Genomic DNA, 26,711 nt, shown 5'->3' with positions numbered 1-26,711 from the left:
CCGCAGGGCCCGGATCGGCCGGCGGGGGGCAAGGCCGGGCGCCACCCGGCTCCGTCCTGGTGATTCCGCCCACAACGCGGCCCCGTGGAGGAGCTGCCTGGGCTTTCGCGCCTTACGCTCGTGGGCACCGCATGACCCCCCGCACCCGCCCATGGCCCTCGGCATGGGGACCCCCCAAGGAGGTTCCTGCTTCATGAAGCTCACCGTCGTCGGATGCTCAGGGTCGTTCCCGTCCGCGGAATCGGCCTGCTCGAGCTACCTCATCGAGGCCGACGGCTTCCGGCTGCTCCTCGACATGGGCAATGGCGCCCTTGGCGAGTTGCAGCGCCACTGCGGTCTCTACGACCTCGACGCCGTGCTGCTGTCCCATCTCCACCCCGATCACTTCATCGACATGTGCGGATACTTCGTCGCGCGCTACTACCGGCACGACGGTGGCCGCGCCGAGGCGATCCCCGTCTACGGCCCCGAGGACACCGAGCGACGGCTGGTCCAGGCGTACGACGACGTGCCCGACGAGAAGTCGATGCGCGAGGTCTTCGACTTCCGCACGCTCACGCCCGGCAGCTTCGAGATCGGCCCCTTCACCATCCGCGCCGAGCGCGTCTGCCATCCGGTGGAGGCGTACGGCTTCCGGATCGAGTACGGCGGCCGCTCGCTGGTCTACTCGGGCGACACGGGCCCCTGTGAGGCCCTGGTGGACCTGGCCAGGGGCGGCGACCTCTTCCTGTGTGAGGCGGCCTTCACGCACGGCAAGGAGGACATCCCGGGGCTGCATCTCAACGGCCGCGAGGCGGGTGAGCACGCGCTGCGGGCGGGGGTAGGGGCCCTGGTGCTCACCCATGTGCCGCCGTGGACGGACCCCCAGATCAACCAGCGCGACGCCCAGGCGGTCTTCGGCGGGCCGGTGGAGCTGGCCAAGGCGGGCGCGGTCTACGAGGTCTGAGCGGGCCGCGCGGCGGCGCGGAGACGGCGAAGCGCCGGGCTGGAGGACCAGCCCGGCGCTTCGCCGTTTCGCGGTGGGGCTACTTCTTGGCGTCAGCCGCCTTCTCGGCGTCCGCCGTGCCCTTGGCTTCAGCCGTCCTCTTGGCTTCCGCCGGTTTCTTGGCGTCCGCCGTCGCCGCCGCGTCGTCCAGGGTGTCCTCCGGCTCCCGTCCCGGCGTCGGGATGTTGAACTTCGTGATCACGAAGCGGAAGACCACGTAGTAGACGACGCCGAACGCCAGCCCGATCGGGATGAGCATCCAGGCCTTCTCGCTGTGCGACCACCCCAGCAGGTAGTCGAAGAGCCCGCCGGAGAAGGTGAAGCCGCTGCGGATGCCGAGTGCCCAGGTCAGGGCCATGGACACACCCGTAAGGACCGCGTGGATGCCGTACAGCAGGGGCGCGATGAACATGAACGAGAACTCGATCGGCTCGGTCACACCACAGACGAAGGCCGTCAGCGAGACCGAGATCATCATGCCCATCACGGCCTTGCGCCGCTCGGGACGGGCGCAGTGCGCGATCGCCAGACCGGCGGCGGGCAGCGCGAACATCATGATCGGGAAGAAGCCGGTCATGAACATTCCGGCCGACGGGTCGTCGTGGAAGTAGCGCGCGATGTCGCCGTGCCAGGTCTGGCCGCCGGAGTTGTAGTCACCGAACTGGAACCAGGCGAAGGAGTTCAGCAGCATGTGCATGCCGACCGGGATCAGCAGCCGGTTGACCACGCCGAAGATCCCGGAGCCGGCCGCGCCGTTGGACGACAGCCACTCGGAGAAGTTGTTGAGGCCGTCGCCGATCGGGCCCCAGAGGTAGCCGAAGAGCACGCCGTAGATGACGCCCGCGAAGGACATCAGGATCGGGATGAAGCGGCGACCGCTGAAGAAGCCCAGCCAGTCCGGCAGCCGGGTGCGGTGGTACCTCTCCCACAGCACCGCGGCGGTAAGGCCGACCACGATGCCACCGAGGACGCCCGGGTCCTCCGGCTTGCCGGTCACATCGCTGACGAAGCCGGTCAGGACGTTCTTGTAGACGAGGAAGCCGACCAGGCCCGCGAACGCCGTGGAGCCGTCCGACTTCTTCGCGAAGCCGATGGCCACGCCGATGCAGAACAGCAGGGCCAGGTTGTCGAAGAGCGCGCCGCCCGCATGGGCGAAGATCTCCGCGAGCTTGTTCCAGCCGAGTCCCGTCTTGCCGAAGACATCGTCCTGGCCGAGCCGGCTCAGGACGCCCGCGGCGGGCAGGGCGGCGACGGGCAGCTGGAGGCTGCGGCCGATCTTCTGCATACCCTTGATCAGACCGGCACCCCGCTTCTGCGCGGGCCCGGCCTGGGCGGTGGCCGTACTCATCGGATTCCTCCTGGTGAGGCGGGCTCTCGGGGGAAGGGGCGGCCCGCTCTATGGTCTAAACCACATGTGGTGTAGACCTGTTGTAGCACGTAGGGATCCGATAAAGGAATCTATTCTTCCATGTGACGAGTGACCTCCTCACCCGCATAATGGTGTAGACCACTTGGTCGCAACGCGGACAGCAGGACGACAGGAGCGAACATGGCCACCAAGGCTGACAAGATCGTCGAGGGGCTCGGCGGCATCGACAACATCATCGAGGTCGAGGGCTGCATCACCCGCCTCCGTACCGAGGTCAAGGACGCCGCCCTGGTCGACGAGGCCCTCCTGAAGGCCGCGGGCGCCCATGGCGTGGTCAAGATGGGCACGGCGATCCAGGTGGTCATCGGCACCGACGCGGACCCCATCGCCGCCGAGATCGAAGACCTGATGTGAGCCACTGAGCCCACCGCGCCGTCCCCGGGGCGGGGCCCGCGCCGGACGCGGACCGGGGCCCTTCGCGATGCCGATAGGCTCATCCCATGTCTCGTATCGACGGCCGCACCCCCGACCAGCTCCGCCCCGTGACCATCGAGCGCGGTTGGAGCAAGCATGCCGAGGGCTCGGTCCTCGTCTCCTTCGGCGATACGCGGGTCCTGTGCACCGCGAGCGTCACCGAGGGCGTGCCGCGCTGGCGCAAGGGCAGCGGCGAGGGCTGGGTCACCGCGGAGTACGCGATGCTGCCGCGCTCCACCAACACCCGGGGCGACCGCGAGTCCGTCCGCGGCAAGATCGGCGGCCGTACGCATGAGATCTCCCGGCTCATCGGCCGCTCGCTGCGTGCCGTCATCGACTACAAGGCGCTCGGCGAGAACACCATCGTCCTGGACTGCGATGTCCTCCAGGCCGACGGCGGCACCCGCACCGCCGCCATCACCGGCGCCTATGTGGCCCTGGCCGACGCCATCGGCTGGGCCCGGGGGAAGAAGCTGATCAAGGCCACCCGGCAGCCGCTGACCGGCACCGTCTCCGCCGTCAGCGTCGGCATCGTCGGCGGCGTTCCCCTGCTCGACCTCTGCTACGAGGAGGACGTGCGCGCCGAGACCGACATGAACGTGGTCTGTACCGGTGACGGACGCTTCGTCGAGGTGCAGGGCACCGCCGAGGGCGAGCCCTTCGCCCGCGAGGAGCTGAACGGCCTGCTGGACCTCGCCGTGGCGGGCTGTGACGCCCTGTCCGTAATCCAGCGCGCGGCACTGGCCGAGGCGAACTGACGGCGGCATCGGGCAACCGCCGCGCGGCGCCTGGCGTTTAGTCAGGTACCAGCACCTTTTCCCGGGGAAGGACCCATTCCATGGCGCCGCGCCACCGTCACCGCCGTACGACCGCCCTCACCGCCCTCGCCGCCGTCGCGCTCGCCGTGCCGGTCACGGTGGGTTGCAGCGCGGTGGAGAAGGCCCTGGACTGCGCCCAGCTCGCGGTCGAGATATCCAACGACGTGGACAACCTCCAGGACGCCCTGACCGGCGCCGCCGTCGACCCGCAGCAGGCCGACAAGATCCTGGACTCCCTCGACAAGGACATCGACAAGGTCGGCGACCGCACCGACAACGCGGACGTCGGCAAGGCCATCGACGACCTCCAGAAGGCCGTGGACAACGTCCAGAAGTCCGTGGACAGCGGCAAGGACCCCGATCTGACCCCGGTCAAGGACGCGGCGGGCGAACTCACCAACGTCTGCTCGCCCTGACCGCCCCGCGATCGGCACGAGCCATCCACCCTCGATAATCGAGAGCTATGCAGCAGCGCACTGAGGGACACCCTCCGCACCCCCGCCGTCTCATCCTCGCCACCCGCAACGCCTACAAGATCACCGAGCTGCGCTCGATCCTGGGCGAGACCGGCCTCGACGTCGAACTCGTCGGCGCCGACGCCTATCCGGAGGTCCCGGACGTCAAGGAGACCGGCGTGACCTTCGCGGAGAACGCCCTCCTCAAGGCCCACGCCCTGGCCCGGGCCACCGGCCACCCCGCCATCGCCGACGACTCCGGCCTCTGCGTGGACGTCCTCGGCGGCGCCCCGGGCATCTTCTCGGCCCGCTGGTCGGGCCGGCACGGCGACGACCGCGCCAACCTCGATCTGCTGCTGGCCCAGCTCGCCGACGTCCCCGACGAGCACCGCGGCGCCCACTTCGCCTGCGCCGCCGCCCTCGCCCTCCCCGACGGCACCGAGCGCGTGGTCTCCGGCCGGCTCACCGGCACCCTCCGCCACGAGCCCGTGGGCGGCGGGGGGTTCGGCTACGACCCGATCCTCCAGCCCCACGGCGAGACCCGCACCTGCGCCGAACTGACCCCCGACGAGAAGAACGCCATCAGCCACCGCGGCAAGGCGTTCCGCGCCATCGCCCCGGTCGTGCGCGAACTCCTGGGATAGGTGCTGCGCTGCGGCAACGTATAACGGCCTGCGATTCGAGCGATGAATCGCAGGCCGTATGCGGTGCGGCGGAAGGGATTCGAACCCTCAAGCCCTGTCACGGGCCACAGATCCTAAGTCTGCTGCGTCGCCGTTGCGCCACCGCCGCTCCTCGTGAGCCATCGTAGCGGCCTAATGGCGGGCGGGTCACTTCGCGTAGGCGCTAGGTGGCAGCTCGGGGTCTACGCCCGCGATTCCGGCCGCACCACGTATCCGTGATCGCGTGGCAATTCGGGCAGAGGTACCGCAGGTTTTCCGGGCGGTTATCGAGCCAGTCGCCGTTCACGTGATCAATCTGCAGCGTCATGCTCACCCCTTGCCACTGGCCTGTGTTGCCGCACCGCGCGCACCTGTACGGGCGGCCGATTTCATCCAGGGCCTTACGAAGCCGGGAGTGGTTGGTGCGAGGAGCACCCGGCGGACGGACCCGGAGCACCTCATCCGCCACGGGCTTCGACGCCACCGCTCGGGTCTGGCGCCGAGTGCGCCGCTTGAAGTGTGTGGTGTCCAGGCCCAATCGGACCGTCTGGCGGTGCACACGACGGTGGTTGGAGTCGTTGACCGGCAGGGCCAGGGCGCGCATCACCTCGGCATAGCTCGTGCTGTCCGCGACGGCTGCTCGAAGGGGACCCTCGGGGATGGTGATCCGAGCGTGAGAGAAGTGCGAGACGTCTATCTCCTGCTCGTGCAGCATGCGGCGCAGGGTGGCCCGTGACCGGCTGTCGTCGGGAACCCCCAGAAGGCGCGCAACGGACCGGATACTGTCCCCGGAGAGGGCGGCTTCTCTCAGCTGGTTGTGACTGAAGGGCAAGTCGATGTGCGGTCGGTTCAGCCCGGCGATGTGGCTGATATCGATGCCGGATGCCGCGATTCTTCTGCGAATGTGTGACAGCGTCCCCGTCGCTGGGCGTGTCCCCAGCTTCTCGACCACTTCGCGCAACGTGGTCGACGTCGCCACGGCTTCGGCGATCGCCATGTCCGAATACTTGCTCCACGGGCTGCGCTGCTTGAAGTGGCCGGTGTCGATGTCATGTGCTGCCACGAGTTGCTGCAGGGCCCGACGCCTGCCACCGCTGGCCTTGACCTCTAGGACGCGCATGAGTTCGGCCCAGCTCGATGAGCGGGTCACCGCTTCGGCAAGTGCTTCGCGCGTGTATTCGGCTCGCATGGCCCCTCACGGTGCGACGGTATGTCGCGTCATCGCACTGAGTAACGAATTGCTCGCCCATTGGTTACGCGTGACAAGCCCGAACTCCCGCACCTCGGGTGCGGGACCTCGCAGGCGGAGTTCGATCGTCCCGGCCGGGCCGATGCCCTGCGACCGGTCCCTTGGGGCGGGGTTCTCCGTGGACGACTCGCTGTGGCTGGTGGCTGGTCGCGACCATGCGACGGGCCGAGGCCGATGCCCCCGAACAGGATCCGCCCGAGGTCCGGCCGCTCCGCGGACGCCCCGGACTATGATCGGTACAGGGTGTTTCGGCTGGTGCCCAGCGGGATTCGAACCTGCGACACCCGCTTTAGGAGTTCGATCCAAGCCTGCTCCGGCGACTGTCGTTGGCTGGTGCGACAGCCGGACACAAGTGCCGGTGTACGCCCCCGTTCGGTGTTGTAGCTCTGTAGCTCACCGTCCGGCGCAGCGACACCGTCTGCCTGCTACCGCTCAAGATTCGCGTCTGGTAGCGAGGCGCGTGGTCAGCTGCGTCTTGCACGCGCCGAAGGTTTACGGTTGCGCAAGGCGCTGCTATGTCATCTTTGACCATTCGTTCAGCTCCCTCGACGTAGTGCGAATGCACCGGTCCACTAGCGCGCTGAGCGACTTGAAGTCATGGTCTGGGAAACAGATGGGCACGAGACCGAATAGAGGTGCACTCAGGTCAATCTGGCCGAGCATCGCATTTGTTGGTCCGTAGTGCATGAGGGTGTTCCTGAATCCGCGTGTTGATGGATCAGTAACGATCTGGGCCTCACTGGTGCCGACAATCCTTTCGATTATTTCTGATGATCTCCGGGACAGTCCCATGTCCAGCCTGCCCTGGAGGACGCGCAAGCTGGCGAGGACATGAAATAGGGCGATGTAGCGGATCTTGAATACAGAGTATTCGAGGGAGAGCGGATCGGCTCCAGTGACGAGTAGTGATGCGATGAAGTTCGTAATCGCTTGGAAATCTGTGAGCGTTCCGTTTATGTAAGGTGTCTCAGGTCCGTTAAAGGTACGTTTGTAGTGCTTGGATGCCCGTGCATCGCGGTTCCTCAGCGAGGAATCAGGGACGTAGCTCGCGAACGTACTCGGTTTTCCGATGTACCCTCCGGTGCCGAGTTCGGCAAGGCAGCGACCCATCTGTTGCAGAATCGACTGCATGACGGGTCCGAAGCCGTCTTGAAACAGGCGATGCGACGGAATGCCAAGGTGAAAGGTTGCCGAGTGGGTTGTGGTGATGATTTGACCTTCGTAGGTGAAGACCCCTAGATCGGTTTCAAGGAATCGCGCTAGAGGAAGCCAGGTGTTGCCGAGGAAATATCCTGAATGCTCCTTCATGATTTCTTTCTCGAAATGCATTAACTGCCTATCAATACCTCCGTTTGTGTCGGTAAAAAGTTTCAGGCTGTGGCGTGCCCTACCGCACACATCATAGACATCTTCGGATAGGGCGATATTCGCTGACGCAGGTAGGGAACTGGCCTTCCTCAATGCTTCGTAAATCACCAGTGACATGAACGGCGCGACGCAGAGAGATCCAATGCTAAGGATCTTCGCGTTCGGAAGATGGTTCAGTTCGGTGTACACGCGGCCCATGTATGTGGCGTCGAGGGCGATGCTGGCTTGGACTACCTCTGCTGTGGTTGGCAAGACCCCTCCTGAGCTGCACTCACCATGAAAAAATGCTCGCCGCTTCGCTGCTGCCTGCGCAACTGCCTTTCGAGAGGTCGCTGTTCCAGAGTGACCGCAGCCATGGCGAACGCGACGTCCCAGGTGCTGTGTTGCACATGGGACCGGTCTGCGGGCTCGGCGGCGCTTGAGGCTTACTCGCCATCAGTGACACGCAACGAGAAGGCCCGCACATGTGCTGATCGGCGGGGCTCGGCACAAGACCTTGCCCTCGAAGCTGTCCGGCCGGGATCTGCGGGCCTTGTTGGCGAGCGGGCAGGCCCGGTCGGCCGCGGGCTGGGAGCCTGATCCCAGCCCGGCCGTTGATGGTTCGGCGGTGGAGGTGGACCGCACGGTCAACCCGGTCGGCTACGTCGGTCTGGGCGGTGACCGGTGCAATATCGGCTGGGCGTTCGTCGGACGGCGGGTCACTCTGCGGTTGGACGGCACGGTGATGCAGGTCCTGGACGAGCAGCTGGTCTTGCTGGCCGCGCTGTCCTGCCCGCTGCTGGCCACCGCCTGCGGCCGCTTGTGCGGAGCACGCCCGGCGGGCCCACCCCGGCTGTTCCGCTGCCCGCCCCACAGATCGCTTAGCGGACCGTCAGCAGCAACGGCGGCTTCACCGCCGCAGGCCAGCGCGTCCAGATCGGCCGGACCTGGGCTCGCCAGGTCGTCACCGCTCACCTCGACGAGACCGTCATACAGGTCTTCCACGGCAACGACCTGATCACCACCGTCCCCCGCGCGACTGCCAAGGAGGTGGTCGTCCGCAAATCCGCAGAGTGCAACCGACGGAAGATTGTCTAGGACAGACATCAAGCATCACCCGACGCCAAACCGTCAAACATCACCCGAGACCCGACAGCTTGCGCTTGGCGCGTGTCCTGTTTCGGTTGATGGTTGACGCTGGGTCCCTCGCTGGCCTGCTGACCGAGCGAGGGGGCTTTCGTAGTGCCTGGACCCGGGAATCAGGACGGCCCTCACGTCACCGTGAGGTCCGATCACTGCATCGCAGGGTTCCCCGGGAGTACCGTCTGGGTGTCGAGTTCAGAACGGAGTTCAGCATGCCCGATGACGCTCACATCGGCGCCCGCGTTCGCGACATCCGCAAGCGTAGGGGCCTCTCCCAACGCGAGCTGTCGGTGGCCTCCGACGTATCGCTTTCCCTCATCAGGAAGCTGGAGCAGGGAGAACTGCGCCACACACGCCTGGAAACGGCGTACAAACTGGCTCGCGCTCTGCGGGTCACCACGACGTGCCTCATTCAGCGTGACGCAGAGCAGGCAGACGCCGCGACCTTGGACCTGTGGGCAGGGGTGCGTCAAGCTCTGCAAGCCCCGCCTCGGACCGCCCCGTTGGAGGATGAGCCCACAGTCAAGGGTGTGCGCGCAACGCTCGATGGCGCGTTGCCTCTCTTTTCCAGCGATAGGTTTGCGGACCTGGCCGAGGTTCTGCCGCAGCTGATTCGCGACGCCGACGCGGTGGCAGAAGCCGGGGCTGACGGCCGCGCACTCCGCGCACGCTTGCTCCAGCTGACCGGCTGGCTCCTGACCCAGAACAGGCAGTACGCGGCCGCCGCCGAGGCGCTGGACCGGTCGTTGGACGAAGAGAACGACAGGCTCCAAGGCGCAACCACCGTCAGCACGCAGAGCTGGTTGTTGCTGCGGCAAGGTCAACTCGCGCAGGCGCGTGAACTCGCCGTGCGCTGGGCCGACGAAGTCGAGCCACGGATGTCGAAGGCGACGCCGGCAGAGCTGAGCGCCTGGGGATGGCTGCTGCTCCGTATTTCCGCCGCCGCCGTCCGCGACCACCGAGCAGGTGAAGCCACGTACGCGCTGCGGTTGGCGCGCTCTGCGGCGGTTGCGCTGGATAGTGAGTACGCTCCCGGTGCTGACTTTCTACGCGCCTTCGGCCCGGTGACGGTGGCGCTGAAGCGAACTGAGAATGCCGCTGTCAGCGGCAAGCCGGACCGAGTTCTGAAGCTGGCCGAGGGCATCTCGAAGGGTGGGCTTCGAGCGACGTCGAACAATCGCAATCGGCACTTGCTCGACGTGGCCAGCGCGCACGCGACGATGCGCAACTACTCCGAGTCCATGTCCATCCTGAGTGGGATCAACAACTCGGCGCCCGAATGGCTGTCTCAACAGCGGTACGCGCGGGACATCATGGGACAGGTCATCGGGCGGAGGCGCACGCTCACACCGGAGATGCGGTCCCTGGCTGATGCGGTAGGCCTCCCGATGTGAGCCTCCTTGGCACTACCGGTGGCTGCTCACGGAAAGTGCCATTGAGTAGTGACCCACGCCACACTTAGCGTCACGGCACGGATACAAACAGGCGTTGAGGAGCCGTGTCGTGATCGCTGAGCCGCATGAGCCGCTGCCCTGGACCCCGCCGCATGGCGAGGTTGAGATGGTCAAAGTCGGCCCCTACTGGGATGTCCTGCGCGCCCCCGCGGAGATCGGCGAACGCGCCCTCGCGTTACTCGAAGACGCCTCCGGCGCCGTCATCGCGGACTACGGCCTGATGTATTGGCTCATCCCCAGCGGCCAGGCCCAGTACTGGCGGCGCCTGCGGAACGAGATTCACGCCCTCGGCGCGCACCGCGCCGAGACGACGTATGTCGGTGTGCCGCCCGTGGACTGGACGGAGGGCCCGCGCCTGCACTGGTACATCCCGGTGGGGCCGGACCGGTACCTGACGGACGCCAACCGGCTGCGCGGGGCCTTGGCGCAGGCGCTCGCCGCCGAGATCGAGGGGGCGACGGCCCGATGATGCCCCAGGCATGCGCCCGTTGCCAGGCGACCACCAGGCAACCCGTCATCGTCGCGATCGAGCACGGTGCGAGCGTCGGGGGGCGTACGGTCTACGCCTGCCCGGGCAAGTGCGCTGACAGCTTCCCGAAGCAGTGCGGCCCGTTCGACGGGGGCCTCCCCACCCGCTACGTCCCCATCAGCCAGCGGCGATGACGGCCCACCAGCACCTCGCGGCCACTGCGACTGACCTGGACCCGGCCACGCTCACCCACGAACAGCTCCAGGGCTGGGCCTGCGCCTTGTGCGGCGCGCACCTCACCGTCGACCGACCACTCGGCACCGTCACTGTCGACCGTGGCACGACCCGGGCGACGGTCGAGGTATGGGCATGCGCCCCCGCATGTGGCGTGTGCCCTGCCCCGCCGGAGCCGACGGCCTGGGGACGGTTCCTCGACCACGCCGTGGCCTGCGTTGACTGCCGGAATGGCCGGCGATGCGCCACCGGGCACACGCTGCATGGCGAGGTGCGGGATGCCCTCGCCGGAGGGGCACAGTGACCGCCCGGCCGCGCTGCCCCCTTGATGCCAAGAGCGGCGGCTGCGGGCCGCTGGCTATACCTGCTTAGCCGTATCCCCATCCCCTGCAGCGCGGAGGTTCCCTGGCCCGCCCATTGCGCCACGTGTTCCCCGTACCGGAAACGCTCCGTACCTGAGGTTGGTCCGGCCTTAGTGGGCCGTGTTGCGGCTGCCCGTTCCTCAGGAACTCCTCGTCCAACTCGCACACGATGCTCCGTGCTTCAGCGGGCAGCGAGCGGCCCTGTTCGGGCGGCGCCAGCCGTGAGCGCTACCCCTGCCCGAGCAGGTTGTGCTCCGCTGCCCAGCTCCTCCAGCATGGCGATGGTGGCGCGCGTGCTCTGGCTCGTGATGCCCGCGCGGTGAGCCAGATTGCTGTACGGCAGGTCGGCATCGCGGGAGATGTGCCCGAGTGCCCCGAACAGCCGCATGGACAGGCCGATGCCGGCGAGACGCCCGTCCAACTTCCAGTGGCGGTCGTCAGCATGACGGTCGACAGCGCACTCTCCGGCGCCTCTGTATCGCGAAACTGCGGGGCTGCCGGTCGACCTGGTGACGAACGCCCATGAGCGTTCGCATGTACGCGCGTGTGGAGGAGCTGCCGCAGCGCTCGGCCGGGGGCGCTGAGGAGAACGGCCGGGGGGTAGATACCGTTCAGATGAACATTCGGACGTGACCCGCACTCAGTAATGTGGATGGTCTTTCCAGTCTCAGCCGGAAAAGGCTTGAATGCTGCTGACGATAACGCCTGCCGATTTAGCTGTCTGCTGCAGCCCAGAACCCAGGCCCGCGGAATTCTCCAGCACCATTAGGGGCTGAAACTGAGTCTGTGAGGGCGCGGAGCGGACTGACCGGCCAATTTGCAAGGCGGCCTCTTTTAGCCGATCTAGTCCCCCATCGTTCAGAGGTTCAGGGCTCGCCACCCAGGCCCCGTAGGCAGTCTGTCCTTCGACCCAGCCGAGGTCGAATTGTGGAGCACGACGGGCTGGGCCTCGTACTTCGAGGGACGCTCGTCCAGTCATCTGATCAACTAGACGCGACAAAAGCCTCTCATGTCGAGGCGTTCCGCGCCCAAAGACGCGAGCCTCAAGCCGGTCGATCCTGCGATTACGCAGACCAAGTCGGTTGAACGGTCCACCGAGAACTCCGTCGCCGACCTCGGGCATCACCGCTACTTGGTCACCATGCATCTTGAGATCCCGACAACGGGCCGGAGCTCCGAACAGAAGATCTGAGTAGCCGGCAGCGTCGACCACATGAATATGCAGTCCCTCTCTACGGGACTGCATTACTTTCAGGAGTTTTTGACTTAGTCCCCGGTCTGCGTCCTTGACGTTGCCTGCCAGCTCTCCGTGAACGACGAGTGTTACTCGCTTGGAGAAGCTGTTCTGGCAGATGGCGCCTAAGTTCTTGGAACGAGAGATGCAGTCCTTGCGAAATACCCATTCGCCATCCACCAGAGTCTTGCCGGTGAACATAAGTGTTTGGCCTCGGAGTTCAAGTATCCATCCTGTACACGGTGCGGGCATCCTCGTCAGCCTCCCCGGGTTTGAGTAGCCTTCATCGCGCAGCGTACTGATGCAGTCAGCTACGGGAAAGCGTATAGGCAGACCCTGTGGCAAATTCGCCAGAACCCGCTTCTGATCCGATGACCAGTCTTGTGAGAGCGGCGGTAGTGTCGGGCGCGCATCGGTCAGGAGTCGGGGTTGGCTGCGACACTGGCTCTTGGCGTCGTTCGACCTTGGGGGGTTCGTGGACGAGGTAAGCCACGTTGTCGTGGCAGCGGGACAACTTGAGATCAAGCCGCGGGGTCCTCGATGGGCTCATACAGCTCTGTGCGTCCTGGATGCTGTCTTCTCAATCATGGCCCACTACGACCGCCATACTGTCCCGACCTGCCACCGATACGCGACCTGGGCAGGCATCTCCCCTCCCCTCTCCTGCGGGGCGGATCTTCCGGTCCGCGACGAGCGACCACTGCGGGAGCTGGTGATGCACCTCCAGGCCTACGGTGATGCAGCCTTCGCGACACAGATCTTGCATAACAATCAGCGCACCTGGGCAAACCCGCGAGCGCCACTCAAGGTCGAGGCAGCCCACAGCTACGCCGAGATCCTGATGTGTAATGGCATAGAGACTCTCGCCGATGCCAATGAGCTACTCGCTGAGCCGGACAGACTAAAGATCGTCGAACGGGATCTCGCGACCGTCTCGGGCCACGGCTCCGGCGCCCGTCTCGCCTACCTGTGGATGCTCCTCGGTGACGACGGCTGCATTAAGCCAGACCGCATGGTTCTTCGGTGGCTGCAAGTGGCACTGCACCGTGCTGTGTGCACATCCGCAGCGGTCCAACTCATTACTGAGGCTGCGGTACGCCTGGGTTGTACACCTTGGCAGTTGGATCATGCGATCTGGGAGCACCAACGAAAGCCATCACCTCTACGGGCCAGGCGCCAGGACGGCTCCGCGTGAGCCGGTCGCATGGCCCGGTACGGCTGCACCCCCTGTTGACGGCGGCCGGGGTGACTCCCCGTGCCGTGATGGAGAGCCTGGGGCACAGCCAGATCAGCATCACCATGGACGTGTACACGCACGTTGTGCAGGACACTCAGCGTGAGGCCATCAGCCACATGGACTGGCTGCTCAAGCGGCTGCCTGGGCCTGGCTGACCGTCGCCGTTGATGTCAGAGCTGGACGACAAGCGCCCCGGACCATGATCGGTCCGGGGCGCTTCGGCCGGTGCCCCCAGCGGGATTCGAACCTGCTACACCCGCTTTGGGAGAGCGGGTGTCAGAGGCCCAGGTCTTTGACGATCTTGGCTACGTGGCCGGTGGCCTTCACGTTGTACAGGGCGCGCTCGACCTTGCCCTGTTCGTCGACGATGACGGTGGAGCGGATCACACCCGTCACCGTCTTGCCGTAGAGCTTCTTCTCGCCGAAGGCGCCGTACGCCTCCAGGGTCTCCTTGGAGGGGTCGGCGAGCAGGGTGACCTTCAGGTCCTCCTGGGCGCGGAACTTGGCCAGCTTCTCCGGCTTGTCGGGGGAGATGCCGATGACGTCGTAGCCGTGGCCGGAGAGGAACTCGAGGTTGTCGGTGAAGTCGCACGCCTGCTTGGTGCAGCCGGGGGTGAGGGCCGCGGGGTAGAAGTAGACGATCACCTTGCGGCCGGCGTGCTCGGCGAGCGAGACCTGCTTGCCGTCCGCGTCGGGGAGGGTGAAGGCGGGGGCGGTGTCGCCGGGCTGGAGTCGCTCGCTCATGGTCTGGTGCTCCTCGTGGCATCGGGGGTACACACCCGACATTAGTCAGCTTCCCGTCCGGGGGTGCCGTGGGGCGGTGCGGAGAGCGAGCTGACAGACTGTCCACTACGAATCATCGAGACTGACGGAGGCAGCGCGGTGTCGGATGCCAGGACCCCTGCGCAGATCGAGGCGGACATCGCCCGCAGGCGGCAGGAGCTCGCCGTGACGCTCGACGAGATCGGGGTGCGGGTGCACCCGAAGACGATCATCGGGGACGCGAAGGCGAAGGCGGCGTCGGCCGTGGACCGGACCGCCGGGCGGGCCTATGTGTCCGTCAACCGAGTGGTCACGGGCGTGCGCGGCCAGCTGGTGTCGGAGGAGGGCGGGCCCCGCATGGAGCGGATCGTGCCGGCCGCGCTCCTCGTGGTCGGGCTGGTCGGCGTGCTCGCGCTCTCGGCCAGGTCCTCCCGGTCCGCCAAGACGTCCCGCTCCTCGTGGTGCGGCAAGCGGCGCCGGTGAGGGAGGAGGGCGGCGGTCTCGGCGGCGGGCTCCGGCCCTGAGGCGTGGCCCTGAGGCGTCATTCCGCTCTCCGGCCAGGTACGGTCATGGCGTGAGTGCGAACACGACCCATGACAAGCTGCCCATCCGGATGCTGCACGACCGCGTGCTGGTCCGCACCGACATTCCGGAGGGCGAGCGCCGGTCGTCCGGCGGAATCGTCATCCCCGCCACCGCGGCGGTCGGCCGGCGGCTGGCCTGGGCCGAGGTGGTCGCGGTCGGGCAGAACGTACGGACCGTGGAGCCCGGTGACCGGGTGCTCTACGACCCGGAGGACCGGGCCGAGGTCGAGGTCCGCGGGGTCGCCTACGTACTGATGCGGGAGCGCGATCTGCATGCGGTGGCCGCGGAGCGGCTGGAGGGCGCGGACGACTCCACGGGGCTTTACCTGTAGGACGCCCGCGGGTGTGCCCCGACCTGCCGTCGATCGTCCGCGCCGCCGTCGTGGCTGGTCGCGCCCACGCGGCGGAGCCGCACGTCGACACAGCCCCCGCGCCCCTTCGGGGCGCCCGCCGGGTCTTGGCGCCTGCGGCGGGCTGTTTCCCCTACCCGCCCCTTCCCGATACCAAGGGCTCCGCCCCTGGACCCCGGGGTCTGGGGCGGAGCCCCAGTTTCGGGAAGGGGCGGGTTAGGGGAAAGCCTCGCTCAACCGGACACCCCGTAAGCGCTCCGCAGGATGTGCCCCGACCCGCCGTCGATCGTCCGCGGCGCAGTTGTGGCTGGTCGCGCCCACGCGGCGGAGCCGCACGTCGACACAGCCCCGCGCCCATGAAGGGGCGCCCCTTCGGGGCGCCTCCTCAGCCGCCCACCGGGCCTCCTGGGCCGCCCGGATCGCCCGGGCCTCCCGGGTCGCCGGGGCCGCCCGGGCCGGGTTCGGTCGTTGGGCCGCCGGTGGGGAAGCCCGTCGGCGGGGTGGGGGTCGTCGGCTCGTCCGTCGGCAGGGTCGGCGGGGTGTAGGTCGGTGCCGTGGGGACCGAGGTGTCCGGCGGCGTGTCGGTCGGGGGAGTGGTGACCACCGGCGGCGGGGAGTTCGGCGGCTGCTGGGTCTCGGAGCCGTCGGGGGCGTCCGCGCCGTCCTCCAGCCGTAGATCGAACTCGGCCGGTTCCTTGCCGTCCAGCGCCCCCGATGTGTACTGCGCCCAGATCTCGGCGGGGTAGCCGCCGCCGTTGATCCGCTCCAGGCCCGTCGCCCCGTACAGCGACTTCTGCACGCCGGTATTGGAGTCCTGGCCCATCACCGCGACCACGGTCGCCAGATCCGGGGTGTAGCCCGCGAACCAGGCGGCCTTGTCCTCCTCCGCGGTGCCGGTCTTGCCCGCCGCCGGGCGCTCGGCGGCCTGGGCGGCGGTGCCGGTGCCGCCGTCGACCACGCTCTGCAGTATCGAGGTGGTGGTGTCGGCGGCGCCGCGCGGGATGGCCTGGCGGCTCTCCCGCGCCGGGAGCTTGATCCGCGCCCCGTCCTTGGTGACCTCCTCGACCAGGCTGTACCGGCCGTGCTCACCGTGGTTGGCGAGGGTCGCGTACGCCTCGGTCATGTCCAGCACGCTCGCGGTGGCCGGGCCGAGCGCGATCGAGGGGGAGGCGTGCAGATCGGGGGTGCTCTTGGGGATGCCCAGGTCGATGGCGGTCTGCTTGACCTTGGAGGGGCCGACGTCCTCGGCCATCTGCGCGTACACCGAGTTCACCGAGTTGTCGGTGGCCGTGGTGACGTCGATGTCGCCGTAGTCCACGTCGTCCTCGTTGGCCGGGGAGTAGCCGGTGGGCCCGTCGGAGCCGATGACCTCGCGCTTGTTGTCGCCGTTGTAGAGGGTGTCCGGGGTGATCGTCTGGCCGTCCTGGGTGGTGGCCCCATAGCGCACCGCCGAGGTGAACACGAATGGCTTGAAGGTGGATCCCACCTGGTAGTCACGGCGGGTCGCGTTGTTGACGAACTGCTTGGTGTAGTCGATCCCGCCGTAGAGGGCGACCACCTTCCCGGTCTTCGGATCGATCGAGGCGCCGCCCGCGCGGACGTAGGCGTCGACCTTGCGGTCCTTGCTGAGCTTGCTCATCAGCCGGTCGCGCACGGCCTCCGTGAAGGCGTCCTGCTTGTCCTTGTCGATCGTGGTGGTGATGCGGTAGCCGCCGCGCGCCAGGGTCTGCTCGTCGATGATCCCGTTGCTGGTGAGGTAGTCCTCGACGGCCTCGATGAGATAGCCGCGCTGGCCGGACATGCCGGAGGGGGCCTTGGCCTCGGAGGGCCCGGGGAAGGTCATCTTCTGCCGCTCGGCCCTGGTCAGCCAGTGCTTCTTCACCATGCCGTCCAGGACGTAGTTCCAGCGGGCCACGGCCCGGCCCTTGTTCTGCGGATGGGCGACGATGTCGTACGAGCTGGGGGCGTTCAGCAGGGTGGCGAGATACGCGCCCTGGGCGGTGTTGAGCTCACCGATGTCCTTGCCGTAGTACGCCTGGGCGGCGGCCTGGATGCCATAGGCGTTGCGCCCGAAGTAGCTGGTGTTGAGGTAGCCCTCCAGGATCTTGTCCTTGCTCACCTCGCGGTCCAGCTTGATCGCGATGAAGAACTCCTTGGCCTTGCGGGAGACCGTCTGTTCCTGGTCCAGGTAGTAGTTCTTCACATACTGCTGGGTGATGGTGGAGCCGGACTGCTTGCCCTTGCCGGTGGCGGTGTTCCAGGCGGCCCGGATCATCGCCTGGGGGTCGATGGCCGACTCCGCGTAGAAGTCCCGGTCCTCGGCCGCCAGCACCGCGTGCTGGATCCGCTTGGGCACCTGGCTCAGCTGGACGTTCTCCCGGTTGACCGTGCCCTCACGGGCGAGCTGGGAGCCGTCGGAGTAGAGGAAGACATTGCTCTGGGCGATGGCGGCCTTGTTGGCCGGGGGGATGTCGACGAGCAGATAGCCGGTGACGAGCCCGCCCGCGATCAGCAGGACGATCAGCAGGAAGCCCCCGAGGACCATGCGCCAGGTGGGCAGCAGACGGCGCCATCCGGTGCGCTGGGGGCGCCCCTTTCTGCCCTTGGCCGGTTTGCCCGCCGTCACCGTCAGGCCGTCCGCGCGGTGCGGCGTGTCGTGGTTGCCATCGTCGGTGCCGGGCCGGTCACCCGATCCGGCCGCGCCACCATCGATCAACTGGGGCTCGTCGCTCATGTCTCCTGAGACTCCTCGGCCGCCGTCGAGGGTTGCGCGGCGGCGGGATCGTGCACGGTCGGGCGATTCGCGTCGTACGCCCGATAAAACACTGTCGCATCATCCGTTCCGGGCCGAGGACGAGGCGCGCACCTGTGACTGGTCTGTGACCGGTCGAATGGATGATTCCGCTCACACCATCCGGTGAATAATGCCTGGCCGTCTCTCCCGTCACCCCACTAAGCTCCGGATTTTGGCGCCGTTCGGGGCGGTGTGCGTCGGGCCGGTCGGGCGGTGCGGTCGGGGAGGGAGGCAGGGGCGGATGCGGCTGTACGCGGCCGTCGCGGTCAGCGGCTTCAAACGCTACGCGACGTATCGGGTCGCCACGGTGGCCGGGGTCTTCACCAACACGGTTTTCGGCTTCATCCTCGCCTACACCTACACCGCGCTGTGGGACGAGCGGCCGCACCTCGGCGGCTACGACCTCGCCCAGGCGCTGACCTTCGTCTGGCTCGGACAGGCGCTGCTGGCGGCCGTGGCGCTGATGGGCGGCGGCTTCCAGGAGGAGCTCCAGGACCGCATCCGCTCCGGGGACATCGCCGTGGACCTCTACCGCCCGGTCGACCTCCAGATGTGGTGGCTGGCCACCGAGCTCGGCCGGGCGCTGTTCCAGCTGCTGGGGCGCGGTGTGGTGCCGATGGCCGTCGGGGCGCTGGTGTTCGAGCTCCGGCTGCCCGCCTCGCCCTTGACCTGGCTGTGGTTCCTGCTCTCCGTGGTGCTCGCGGTGTGCGTCGGCTTCGCGGTGCGCTATCTGGTGTCGCTCGCCTCCTTCTGGCTGCTCGACGGGACGGGGCTGTCCATGCTGAGCGGGCTGCTGTGCCTGTTCTTCTCCGGGATGATCCTGCCGCTCAACGTCTTCCCCGGGCAGCTTGGCGAGACCGCCCGCGCGCTGCCCTGGGCGGCGATGCTCCAGGTGCCCGCGGACGTCTTCCTGGAGGAGCGCCGGGGGATGGGGCTGCTGGCGGCGTTCGCCTTCCAGGTGGGGTGGGCGGTGGCGCTGCTGGCGGCCGGGCGGGCGGTTCAATCGGCGGCGACCCGGAAGGTGGTGGTCCAGGGTGGCTGAGTCCGCCGTGTCCAACGGGCTGCGGGCCTACGGCCTGATCGTCGGGATGTGGGTGCGCTCCACGATGGCGTACCGCACCTCGTTCCTGATCATGACGCTGGGGAACTTCCTCGCGACCGGCCTCGACTTCGTCGCGATCGCGTTGATGTTCACCCACATCGGGGAACTGGGCGGCTTCACCCTGGACGAGGTCGCCTTCCTCTACGGCACCACCAGCGTCGCCTTCGGCCTCGCCGATCTCGCGCTGGGCACCATGGGCCGGCTGGGCCAGCGGGTGCGCGACGGCACGATGGACACCCTGCTGGTGCGGCCGGTGCCGATACTCGCCCAGGTGGCCGCCGACCGCTTCGCGCTGCGCCGGCTGGGCCGGATCACTCAGGGGGCGGTGCTGCTCGGCTGGTCGCTGGCCCGGCTGGACATCGACTGGACGCTGGACCGGGCGCTGCTGATGCCGGTGATGCTGCTGAGCGGGGGCGCCATCTTCGGGGCGCTGTTCGTGCTCGGCGGCGCCTTCCAGTTCTGGGCCAAGGACGCCTCCGAGGTGCAGAACGCCTTCACCTTCGGCGGGACCACGCTGCTGGAGTACCCGCCGACGGTCTTCGGCAAGGAGCTGCTGCGGGGCGTCACCTTCGTCATCCCGCTGGCCTTCGTCAACTGGCTTCCGGCGCTGTACATCCTGGGCCGCCCCGATCCGCTGGGGCTCCCGGCCTGGATCGGCTTCGCGGCGCCGCTGGTCGCGGGCGGCTGCTGTGCGGTGGCGGGGCTGGCGTGGCGGGCGGGGCTGCGGGCGTATCAGAGCACGGGGAGCTGAGGGGAATTGTGGAATCGCCGCTGGGGAGTGCCGTGGACGATCTGATCGAGCTCGACGGTGTCGAGAAGGTGTTCCAGGTGCGACGCAAAGCCGGGCTGATGCGCCGTGAGCGCCGCGAGGTGCGCGCCGTGGACGGCATCAGCTTCCGGGTGCCGCGCGGCGAGATGGTGGGCTACATCGGCCCGAACGGCGCCGGGAAGTCCACCACGATCAAGATGCTGACCGGGATCCTGGTGCCCAGCGGCGGACGGCTCAGGGTCGCCGGAATCGACCCCTCCAGGGAGCGGACGAGGCTCGCGCGCCGGATCGGGGTGGTCTTCGGACAGCGCACCACCCTGTGGTGGGACCTGCCGCTGCGCGACTCGTACGCGCTGGTGCGGCGGATGTACCGGATCCCCGATGACCGCTACCGGCACAACCTGGACCGCTGTGTGGAACTGCTCAACCTCGGCGCGCTGTTGGACGTGCCGGTGCGTCAGCTCTCGCTCGGTCAGCGGATGCGCGGCGATATCGCGGCCGCCCTGCTGCACGACCCCGAGGTGCTCTACCTCGACGAGCCGACCATCGGGCTCGATGTGGTCAGCAAGGCGAAGGTGCGGGAGTTCCTGCGCGATGTGAACGCGGAGCAGGGCACGACGGTGCTGCTCACCACCCACGATCTGACCGATATCGAGCTGCTGTGCAAGCGGGTGATGGTCATCGACCACGGGCGGCTGGTCTACGACGGCGGGCTGGACGGGCTGCACGCGGTGGGGGAGAGCGAGCGCACCCTCGTGGTCGACCTGGAGCGGGAGCTGCCGCCCATCGAGGTCCCCGGCGCCCGGACGGTGCGGGTCGAGGGGCCCCGGCAGTGGCTGGCCTTCCCGGCGACCAGCAGCGCGGCGCCGATCGTCGCGGCGGTCGCCGACGGCTATCCGCTGGTGGACCTCTCGGTGCGCGAGCCCGAGATCGAGGACGTCATCGCGAGGATGCTGCACGGGGCGGAGGACTGGGCGGGGCGGGGAGCGTAGCCGGGGCGGGCTGTGGGGGAGGCGGCGAGGGCCGGTGTGTCAGAACGCGGCCAGGGTCCGGTGCGTGGGAGCGGTGAGGGCCCGGTGTGTGAGAGGGGTCAGCTCGGTGCGTGGGAGCGGCGAGGGCCCGGTGCGGGAGAGCGGCGCGGGCCCGGTGTGTGAGAGGGGTCAGGGCCGGTGCCCGCCATTAGTCTGTCCGTATGACGAGCGCTGGTTCTTCCCAGGGGGCGAGCCCCGACCTCCCGGACCCGGCCGGGATGCGGGCATCGGACGCCGAGCGTGAGCGGATCGCCGAGGTCCTCCGCGAGGCGGTCGCCGAAGGCCGCCTGGACATGGAGGAGTTCGAGGAGCGGCTGGGCGCGGCCTACGCGGCACGCACGCATGGCGAGCTGGAGCCGCTGGTACGGGACCTCCCGGTGCCCGGCAGCGCCGCTCCGGCCCCGCCGGCCCCCGCCGACCGCACCGGCTGGGCCGAGCGGATCGGCGGCACCCCGACCTCGAAGTGGGCCGTGGCGATCATGGGCGGCTTCCAGCGCAAGGGGACCTGGACCGTTCCGCGTGCCTTCACCGCCTTCGCCGTCATGGGCGGCGGTGAGATCGATCTGCGCGAGGCCCGGTTCGAGGGCCGCGATGTGGTGATCCGCTGCTTCGCCCTCATGGGCGGGGTGCAGATCACCGTCCCGCCGGACCTGGAGACGCATGTCAGCGGCATCGGGCTCATGGGCGGTTTCGACCACACCGGGTCCGCCGACGGGGACCCCACCGGTCCTCGGGTGACCGTGACCGGCCTCGCGCTCTTCGGCGGGGTCAGCGTCGAGCGCAAGCTCCGCAAGGAGGAGCACAGGCGCATGAAGGAGGAGCGCCGCCGGCTGAAGGCCGAGCGCCGGGAGGAGTTGCGCGCCGAGCGCCGAGGGCTGCGGGGCGCGCGGCGGGATGAGCGGCGCGATGAGCGGGAGGAGCGTCGGCTGTCCCTGGAGAAGGAGCGCCGCGAGGACTAGGCGGCGACGGGTTGTGACGCCTGCGGCGGGCAGTTCCCCTCCCCGCCCCTTCCCGAACGATGGGGCTGCACCCCCTCGCACCCCCCGGGGCTCGGCCCCGGGCCCCGCTCCTCAAGCGCCGGAGGGGCTGGAAGGCGGGGCTCGGCCCCGGGCCCCGCTTCAAGCGCCGGAGGGGCTGGAAAGCTGGGCTCCGCCCCAGAACCCGCTCCTCGAACTCCCCCAGCTACCGCTGGGAAGTGCCCCCTGGAGGGGCTGGAAGGCGGGGCTTGGCCCCAGGCCCCGGGGTCCAGGGGCGGAGCCCCTGCCACGCGGCGGAGCCGCATATCGATGCTGCGGGAAGGGGCGGGGAGGGGAAAGAACCCCCGGGCCCTTTAGAGCTCGGCCGCCGTGCGGCCCCGCAGGTGGTCCAGGTTCAGCGCCCGCGCCATCGCGCGGTAGCCGTCGTCGCTGGGGTGCAGATGGTCGCCCGAGTCGAACATCGGGCGCAGCCGCAGCGGGCTGACCGGGTCGCGCAGCGCCTTGTCGAAGTCCACGACCTCGTCGAAGACCCGCCCGGCGCGGATCTGCGCGTTGATCTGCTCGCGCACGGCGTCCAGCCGGGGGGTGTAGCCGCGGTGCCCGTAGAAGGGCGTCAGAGTGGCTCCGATGACCCGCAGGCTCCGGGCATGGGCCTGCTCGGTCAGCCGCTTCAGGCCCCACACGATCCGGTTGGGGTCGGTCTGATGGGGGATGCGGAGTATGTCGTTGACGCCCAGCTCGATGATCACGGCCTTGACGCCCGTACGGGACAGCACGTCGCGGTCGAAGCGGGACAGCCCGCTGGGGTTGTTGGGCGGGAACTGCGTGCCGTCGCTCAGCACGCGGTTCCCGCTGATGCCCTGGTTGAGCACGCCGAAGCGGGGCGCCCCGGGCTCGCTGCGCAGCCGCTCGGAGAGGAAGTCGGTCCACCGGTGGTTGGCCCCGGCGGTGGAGGTGATGCCGTCCGTGATCGAGTCGCCGAGCACCGCGACCGCGCCCTCGGCCTGCTTGGACCACACGTCCACGCCGGTCAGATAGCGCCAGTACGGGCTCTGCTGGGTGTAGGCGGAGCCCGCCGTGTCCTCCGTACGGTCGCCACGCGCCATGTACGACGTCTGGCGGGCGTGCGGGTGGTAGGTCACGGAGCCGGACGCCTGCGGGGTGTAGGTGGTGACCAGCAGATCGGCCGCGTCCGGGACGGCGAGCCGCACCGGGTCGCTGGTGGCGGCCTTACCGGGCGGGATCGTCACCCAGGTGCGGTTGTTGAAGCTGAGACGGCGCATGGTGCCCGCGGCCGCGGTGGGGTTGCTGGGCGCGGCGGCCAGCGCCACCGAGGCATGCGTGATCGTCAGCGGACGGTTGCTGTAGAAGTTCGAGAGCTGGATCCGGGCGCTGGTGCCGCCGATGCTGGTGTGCACCACGTTCCGTATCGACATGCCCGAGAGGCCGCCGCGCAGCGTCCTCGGCTCGGCGGCCGCGGCCGAGGTGGACCAGGTGCCCACCCAGGCACCGGCCGAGGCCGGGGCGGCCGAGCCGCGGGCTCCCTGCGCACGGGCGTCCGAACCGCCGTTGTCACCACCGAGCCCGATGAATATCGCGGTGGAGACGAGGATCACCACAGCCGCCAGCGCAGCGAGCACGGCATACCCCGTGCGTCTGGGCATTGGGGGCATGCTCATGGGCGGGTTGTCTCCTCGGGCAGACGGAGCCCGAGGCTCCGGAAGTGGACGGGAACGGCGGGTGGTATCCGGCAATGCCGATGCGGTCCGGTCGGTCTCCCATGATCCCATGGTGGGACCCGGCTCCGCCCGTCGGCCTGCCCCCAATGTGCTGGGTCGCTCCCCCAGACAGACGACGGGAACTCACCGTTCGTTCCACACATGGGCGACTGAGACCGGAAAGAGACAATGCATGGGGAGACGGGCCGACCAGGTGGAGCGTATGGAGCGAAGAACGACTGGCGAGACGGCGGCCCCGCCGTCGCGGGGCGCGGCTGTGCCCTTCGTCACGGACAGCCCCCTCGACGTCGAGCGGCGGCGCGGGGTGCGCCGGATGAAGGCGTTCGCCACCGGGCTGCTGCTCGGCGTCGCACTGGTGTACGTGCTCGCCACCTGGGCGCGGTCCTCAGGTATCGGCGGCTGGCCCGGCTATGTGGCCGCGGCCGCCGAGGCGGGCATGGTGGGCGCCCTGGCCGACTGGTTCGCGGTCACCGCGCTCTTCCGGCGGCCCATGGGGCTGCCGATCCCCCATACGGCGATCATCCCCACCAAGAAGGACCAGCTCGGGGCCAGCCTCGGGGAGTTCGTCGGGGAGAACTTCCTCTCCGGCGACGTCGTACGGATGCGGCTGCGCGCGGTCGGCATCGGCAGCCGGCTCGGCACCTGGCTCGCCGAGCCCGAGCACGCCGACCGGGTGACCGCCGAGTTGGCCACCGCGCTGCGCGGCGCGCTCACGGTGCTGCGCGACTCCGATGTGCAGGCGGTGGTGGGCGAGGCGATCACCCGCCGGGCCGACAGCCAGGAGATCGCGCCGGGCCTGGGCAAGCTGCTGGAGCGGGTGGTCGCGGACGGCGGTCACCGCCGCGCCGTGGACCTGGTGTGTCTGCGCGCCCACGACTGGCTGGTGGAGCACAACGACTCGGTGATGCAGGCCGTGACCGGCGGCGCCCCCGGCTGGACGCCGCGGTTCGTGGACCGCAAGGTCGGCGAGCGCGTCTACAGGGAACTGCTGCGCTTCGTGACCGAGATGCGGGACATGCCCGGCCATCCGGCGCGCGGCGCCCTGGACCGCTTCCTCACCGACTTCGCCGGGGACCTCCAGTCCGACACCGACACCCGGCTGCGGGTGGAGCGGGTGAAGAGCGAGGTGCTGGGGCGCGGCGACGTCCAGGACCTCATCGCCTCGACCTGGGCCTCGGTGCGGGCGATGATCGTCGCGGCGGCGGAGGACGAGCGCAGCCAGCTGCGGCAGCGGGCGCATGCGGCGATTCTCTCGCTGGGCCGACGGATGATGACGGAGCGACGGCTGCGGGACAAGATCGACGGCTGGCTGGAGGACGCCGCCGTCTATGTGGTGACGACGTATCGGGACGAGATCACCTCGCTGATCACCGAGACGGTGGCGAGCTGGGACGCGGACCACACCTCGCGGAAGATCGAGGCGCACATCGGCCGGGATCTACAGTTCATCCGGATCAACGGCACGGTGGTGGGTGCCCTGGCCGGGCTGGTGATCTATACGGTCTCGCGGGTGCTGGGCGCATAGCGCGCAGGCGGTGGCGGGTTGGCTTGCGGCGCCCGGCGGATTGCCGCGTCGCGGCTCTGGAAGGTGTACGCGGCCTGGCCTATGGTGCGCGCGTGCGACGTCGTGGAGGGCGTGCCGTGCTCGCCCGGGGGCTGTGGACGGCCGGTGAGCTCGCCGTCACCCTCGGGGTCGTGGTGCTGCTCTTCGTCGTCCACCAGCTGTGGTGGACCAACCGGCAGGCGAGGGCGGACGCACGGCACGAGGTGTCGGTGCTGGAGCGGCGGTGGCAGGACGGGGCCGAGGAGTCCGTGACGCCGACGCCGGGGGCGACGCGATCCTCCGATTCCGCTCAGGGGGACGGCCGCGGCCGTGACGGTGACCGCGACCGTGACCGGTCGGCCGGGAGCGGCGCCGGGGGCCGAGGGCCGCGCCGGGACCAGGCGTACGCGGTGCTCCGGATCCCGCGTATCGGCCTTACGGTGCCCATCGCCGAGGGCATCAGCCGCGCGGCGGTGCTCAACAAGGGCTACGTGGGCCACTATCCGCGCACCGCCCAGCCGGGCCAGGCGGGCAACGTCGCCCTCGCGGGCCACCGCAACACCCACGGCGAGCCCTTCCGGCAGCTGGACGAGGTGCGCCCGGGCGACACGGTGCGCATCGACACGGCCGACGCCCGCTTCACGTACGTGATCGAGCGCACCCTGCCGCGCACCTCGCCCGCCGACGGCACGGTGATCGCGCGGGTGCCGTACAGCTCCGTCCACCCCCGCTACCGCTACACCGAGCCGGGCTACTACCTCACGCTGACGACCTGCACCCCCGAATTCACCTCCCGCTACCGCCTGGTGGTCTGGGCCCGGTTGCGGGCCGCCGCCCCACGGGATGTCGGCGGGGGTCACTAGGGGGACGGGTCGTGTGCCGCCTGCGGCGGGCTGTTCCCCTACCCGCCCCTTCCCGAAACTGGTGCTCCGCCCCAGACCCCGGAGCGGGGCTCTGCCCCAGACCCCGCTCCGGGGCTCCGCCCCAGACCCCCGGAGCGGGCCTTCGCCCCAGAGCCCCGGGGTCCAGGGGCGGAGCCCCTGCCATGCGGCGGAGCCGCATATCGATGTTGCGGGAAGGGGCGGGGAGGGGGAAGTATCGCTCTGCGGCTCGGCCGCGTGGCCCCCGATCTGCTTAGACTGGCAGCGCCAGGAGGGGAGACCGGCCGGGAGAGGGGGACATGACCGTGTCGCGACGACTTGACGCGCTGCGGATGCAGCTGGGCGTCTGTCTGTTCCTGCTGACCGGGGTTCTGCTGGCGCAGAGCGGGGTGGTTAGCGCCGTCGCCCTCGCCGCCACCGTCGCGGCCACGACCGCCGTCGCCGCCGCGCTGGCCCTGTGCGCGATCCTCGCCGCCCGCGGCCGAATACCCGTGCCCGCCGGGCGGATTCGCACCGCGATACGGGACCGGGAGCGCCGTACGGCGTTCCTGCCGCAGCGGGATCCCGATGCCGCCGGACGCCCGAGGCCCCGAGCGCCGGGCCGTCGGCTGCCGACGGCCGCGTAGGCGCACTGCTCTCAGCCTCTCCAGGGGGCACCTCCCAGCGGTAGCTGGGGGAGCTTGAGGA

At 68.9% G+C, this 26,711-nt stretch carries 24 protein-coding genes, 1 tRNA gene and 3 pseudogenes; 20 read left to right on the top strand and 8 right to left on the bottom strand.

What is annotated here, in order from left to right; translation table 11 throughout:
- Positions 1-193 precede the first annotated feature (193 nt).
- Positions 194-946: an MBL fold metallo-hydrolase gene (locus KHP12_RS22170; RefSeq protein WP_037962143.1), complete on the top strand. Its 753-nt coding sequence runs from the start codon at positions 194-196 to the stop codon at positions 944-946.
- Positions 947-1,025: 79 nt separating this feature from the next.
- On the opposite strand, the gene KHP12_RS22165 is transcribed toward KHP12_RS22170, so the two are convergent.
- Positions 1,026-2,333 (bottom strand): PTS transporter subunit EIIC, encoded by a 1,308-nt coding sequence (locus KHP12_RS22165; RefSeq protein ID WP_086884606.1) that lies wholly within the window; start codon positions 2,331-2,333, stop codon positions 1,026-1,028.
- A 192-nt stretch (positions 2,334-2,525) separates the two neighbouring features.
- Between KHP12_RS22165 and KHP12_RS22160 the strand changes: the two are divergent.
- The 4 genes and pseudogenes from KHP12_RS22160 to rdgB form a co-directional block, all read left to right on the top strand.
- Positions 2,526-2,768 (top strand): annotated as a pseudogene (locus KHP12_RS22160) (PTS sugar transporter subunit IIB); the annotation flags it as partial.
- A gap of 86 nt (positions 2,769-2,854) precedes the next feature.
- On the top strand, positions 2,855-3,586 hold the full coding sequence (gene rph, locus KHP12_RS22155; protein WP_037962148.1) for a ribonuclease PH: 732 nt from the start codon (positions 2,855-2,857) through the stop codon (positions 3,584-3,586).
- 80 nt (positions 3,587-3,666) lie between these two features.
- Complete coding sequence (locus KHP12_RS22150; RefSeq protein ID WP_037962150.1) at positions 3,667-4,062, top strand: hypothetical protein; 396 nt, start codon at positions 3,667-3,669, stop codon at positions 4,060-4,062.
- 47 nt (positions 4,063-4,109) lie between these two features.
- On the top strand, positions 4,110-4,745 hold the full coding sequence (gene rdgB / locus KHP12_RS22145; protein ID WP_086884604.1) for an RdgB/HAM1 family non-canonical purine NTP pyrophosphatase: 636 nt from the start codon (positions 4,110-4,112) through the stop codon (positions 4,743-4,745).
- A 64-nt stretch (positions 4,746-4,809) separates the two neighbouring features.
- On the opposite strand, the gene KHP12_RS22140 is transcribed toward rdgB, so the two are convergent.
- The 3 genes from KHP12_RS22140 to KHP12_RS22130 form a co-directional block, all read right to left on the bottom strand.
- Positions 4,810-4,893 (bottom strand) — tRNA-Leu (locus KHP12_RS22140).
- A gap of 54 nt (positions 4,894-4,947) precedes the next feature.
- A complete protein-coding gene (locus KHP12_RS22135; protein ID WP_107471862.1) occupies positions 4,948-5,952 on the bottom strand; it encodes an HNH endonuclease signature motif containing protein in 1,005 nt (334 codons plus the stop codon).
- Positions 5,953-6,525: 573 nt separating this feature from the next.
- Positions 6,526-7,632 (bottom strand): hypothetical protein, encoded by a 1,107-nt coding sequence (locus KHP12_RS22130; protein WP_211833558.1) that lies wholly within the window; start codon positions 7,630-7,632, stop codon positions 6,526-6,528.
- Positions 7,633-7,843: 211 nt separating this feature from the next.
- Here KHP12_RS22130 and KHP12_RS22125 point away from each other — a divergent pair.
- From KHP12_RS22125 to KHP12_RS22110, 4 genes and pseudogenes are all read left to right on the top strand, one after another.
- Positions 7,844-8,457: pseudogene (locus tag KHP12_RS22125) on the top strand (IS481 family transposase); the annotation flags it as partial.
- Between the two features lie 257 nt (positions 8,458-8,714).
- Positions 8,715-9,896, top strand: a complete 1,182-nt coding sequence (locus tag KHP12_RS22120; protein WP_211833556.1) for a helix-turn-helix domain-containing protein — start codon at positions 8,715-8,717, stop codon at positions 9,894-9,896.
- A 109-nt stretch (positions 9,897-10,005) separates the two neighbouring features.
- On the top strand, positions 10,006-10,425 hold the full coding sequence (locus tag KHP12_RS22115) for a hypothetical protein (protein WP_308016956.1): 420 nt from the start codon (positions 10,006-10,008) through the stop codon (positions 10,423-10,425).
- A 190-nt stretch (positions 10,426-10,615) separates the two neighbouring features.
- Entirely contained in the window at positions 10,616-10,963 is a 348-nt protein-coding gene (locus KHP12_RS22110) for a hypothetical protein (RefSeq protein WP_211833552.1), read from the top strand.
- A gap of 725 nt (positions 10,964-11,688) precedes the next feature.
- Here the strand turns inward: KHP12_RS22110 and KHP12_RS22105 are convergent.
- Entirely contained in the window at positions 11,689-12,456 is a 768-nt protein-coding gene (locus KHP12_RS22105; RefSeq protein ID WP_211833544.1) for a BRCT domain-containing protein, read from the bottom strand.
- A gap of 274 nt (positions 12,457-12,730) precedes the next feature.
- Here KHP12_RS22105 and KHP12_RS22100 point away from each other — a divergent pair, with 274 nt between their 5' ends.
- Together KHP12_RS22100 and KHP12_RS22095 are read left to right on the top strand one after the other, a co-directional pair.
- Positions 12,731-13,450 carry a DUF8548 family protein gene (locus tag KHP12_RS22100; protein WP_498073218.1) on the top strand — a complete coding sequence of 240 codons (720 nt, stop codon included), beginning with the start codon at positions 12,731-12,733 and terminating at the stop codon, positions 13,448-13,450.
- A gap of 29 nt (positions 13,451-13,479) precedes the next feature.
- Positions 13,480-13,647 (top strand): annotated as a pseudogene (locus KHP12_RS22095) (site-specific integrase); the annotation flags it as partial.
- A 121-nt stretch (positions 13,648-13,768) separates the two neighbouring features.
- Here the strand turns inward: KHP12_RS22095 and bcp are convergent.
- The gene (gene bcp / locus KHP12_RS22090; RefSeq protein ID WP_211833534.1) at positions 13,769-14,236 is read right to left on the bottom strand and encodes a thioredoxin-dependent thiol peroxidase; all 468 of its coding nucleotides are present in this window, start codon (positions 14,234-14,236) and stop codon (positions 13,769-13,771) included.
- Positions 14,237-14,374: 138 nt separating this feature from the next.
- Between bcp and KHP12_RS22085 the strand changes: the two genes are divergently transcribed.
- Together KHP12_RS22085 and KHP12_RS22080 are read left to right on the top strand one after the other, a co-directional pair.
- Positions 14,375-14,737 (top strand): DUF3618 domain-containing protein, encoded by a 363-nt coding sequence (locus tag KHP12_RS22085; RefSeq protein ID WP_086884603.1) that lies wholly within the window; start codon positions 14,375-14,377, stop codon positions 14,735-14,737.
- 130 nt (positions 14,738-14,867) lie between these two features.
- Positions 14,868-15,170, top strand: a complete 303-nt coding sequence (locus tag KHP12_RS22080) for a GroES family chaperonin (RefSeq protein WP_044581870.1) — start codon at positions 14,868-14,870, stop codon at positions 15,168-15,170.
- A gap of 403 nt (positions 15,171-15,573) precedes the next feature.
- Here KHP12_RS22080 and KHP12_RS22075 read toward each other — a convergent pair whose 3' ends face one another.
- A complete protein-coding gene (locus KHP12_RS22075; protein WP_086880637.1) occupies positions 15,574-17,922 on the bottom strand; it encodes a transglycosylase domain-containing protein in 2,349 nt (782 codons plus the stop codon).
- A gap of 301 nt (positions 17,923-18,223) precedes the next feature.
- On the opposite strand from KHP12_RS22075, the gene KHP12_RS22070 reads away from it, so the two are divergent.
- The 4 genes from KHP12_RS22070 (at position 18,224) to KHP12_RS22055 (ending at position 21,843) form a co-directional block, all read left to right on the top strand.
- A complete protein-coding gene (locus KHP12_RS22070) occupies positions 18,224-19,024 on the top strand; it encodes an ABC transporter permease (RefSeq protein WP_086880636.1) in 801 nt (266 codons plus the stop codon).
- Between the two features lie 46 nt (positions 19,025-19,070).
- Positions 19,071-19,835 (top strand): ABC transporter permease, encoded by a 765-nt coding sequence (locus KHP12_RS22065; protein ID WP_244202629.1) that lies wholly within the window; start codon positions 19,071-19,073, stop codon positions 19,833-19,835.
- 32 nt (positions 19,836-19,867) lie between these two features.
- Entirely contained in the window at positions 19,868-20,845 is a 978-nt protein-coding gene (locus KHP12_RS22060; protein WP_138915430.1) for an ABC transporter ATP-binding protein, read from the top strand.
- A gap of 200 nt (positions 20,846-21,045) precedes the next feature.
- Positions 21,046-21,843: a DUF1707 SHOCT-like domain-containing protein gene (locus KHP12_RS22055; RefSeq protein ID WP_244202834.1), complete on the top strand. Its 798-nt coding sequence runs from the start codon at positions 21,046-21,048 to the stop codon at positions 21,841-21,843.
- 371 nt (positions 21,844-22,214) lie between these two features.
- On the opposite strand, the gene KHP12_RS22050 is transcribed toward KHP12_RS22055, so the two are convergent.
- Positions 22,215-23,525: an SGNH/GDSL hydrolase family protein gene (locus KHP12_RS22050; RefSeq protein ID WP_086885909.1), complete on the bottom strand. Its 1,311-nt coding sequence runs from the start codon at positions 23,523-23,525 to the stop codon at positions 22,215-22,217.
- Positions 23,526-23,802: 277 nt separating this feature from the next.
- Between KHP12_RS22050 and KHP12_RS22045 the strand changes: the two genes are divergently transcribed.
- The 3 genes from KHP12_RS22045 (at position 23,803) to KHP12_RS22035 (ending at position 26,650) form a co-directional block, all read left to right on the top strand.
- The gene (locus KHP12_RS22045; protein ID WP_372455214.1) at positions 23,803-25,125 is read left to right on the top strand and encodes a DUF445 domain-containing protein; all 1,323 of its coding nucleotides are present in this window, start codon (positions 23,803-23,805) and stop codon (positions 25,123-25,125) included.
- A 92-nt stretch (positions 25,126-25,217) separates the two neighbouring features.
- The gene (locus KHP12_RS22040) at positions 25,218-26,006 is read left to right on the top strand and encodes a class E sortase (protein WP_086885911.1); all 789 of its coding nucleotides are present in this window, start codon (positions 25,218-25,220) and stop codon (positions 26,004-26,006) included.
- A 317-nt stretch (positions 26,007-26,323) separates the two neighbouring features.
- The gene (locus KHP12_RS22035; RefSeq protein WP_210609350.1) at positions 26,324-26,650 is read left to right on the top strand and encodes a DUF6412 domain-containing protein; all 327 of its coding nucleotides are present in this window, start codon (positions 26,324-26,326) and stop codon (positions 26,648-26,650) included.
- The last annotated feature ends 61 nt before the right edge of the window (positions 26,651-26,711 follow it).

The organism is Streptomyces asiaticus (assembly GCF_018138715.1).
Lineage (GTDB): Bacteria > Actinomycetota > Actinomycetes > Streptomycetales > Streptomycetaceae > Streptomyces > Streptomyces asiaticus.
This window is presented reverse-complemented; position numbering and strand designations above follow the sequence as displayed.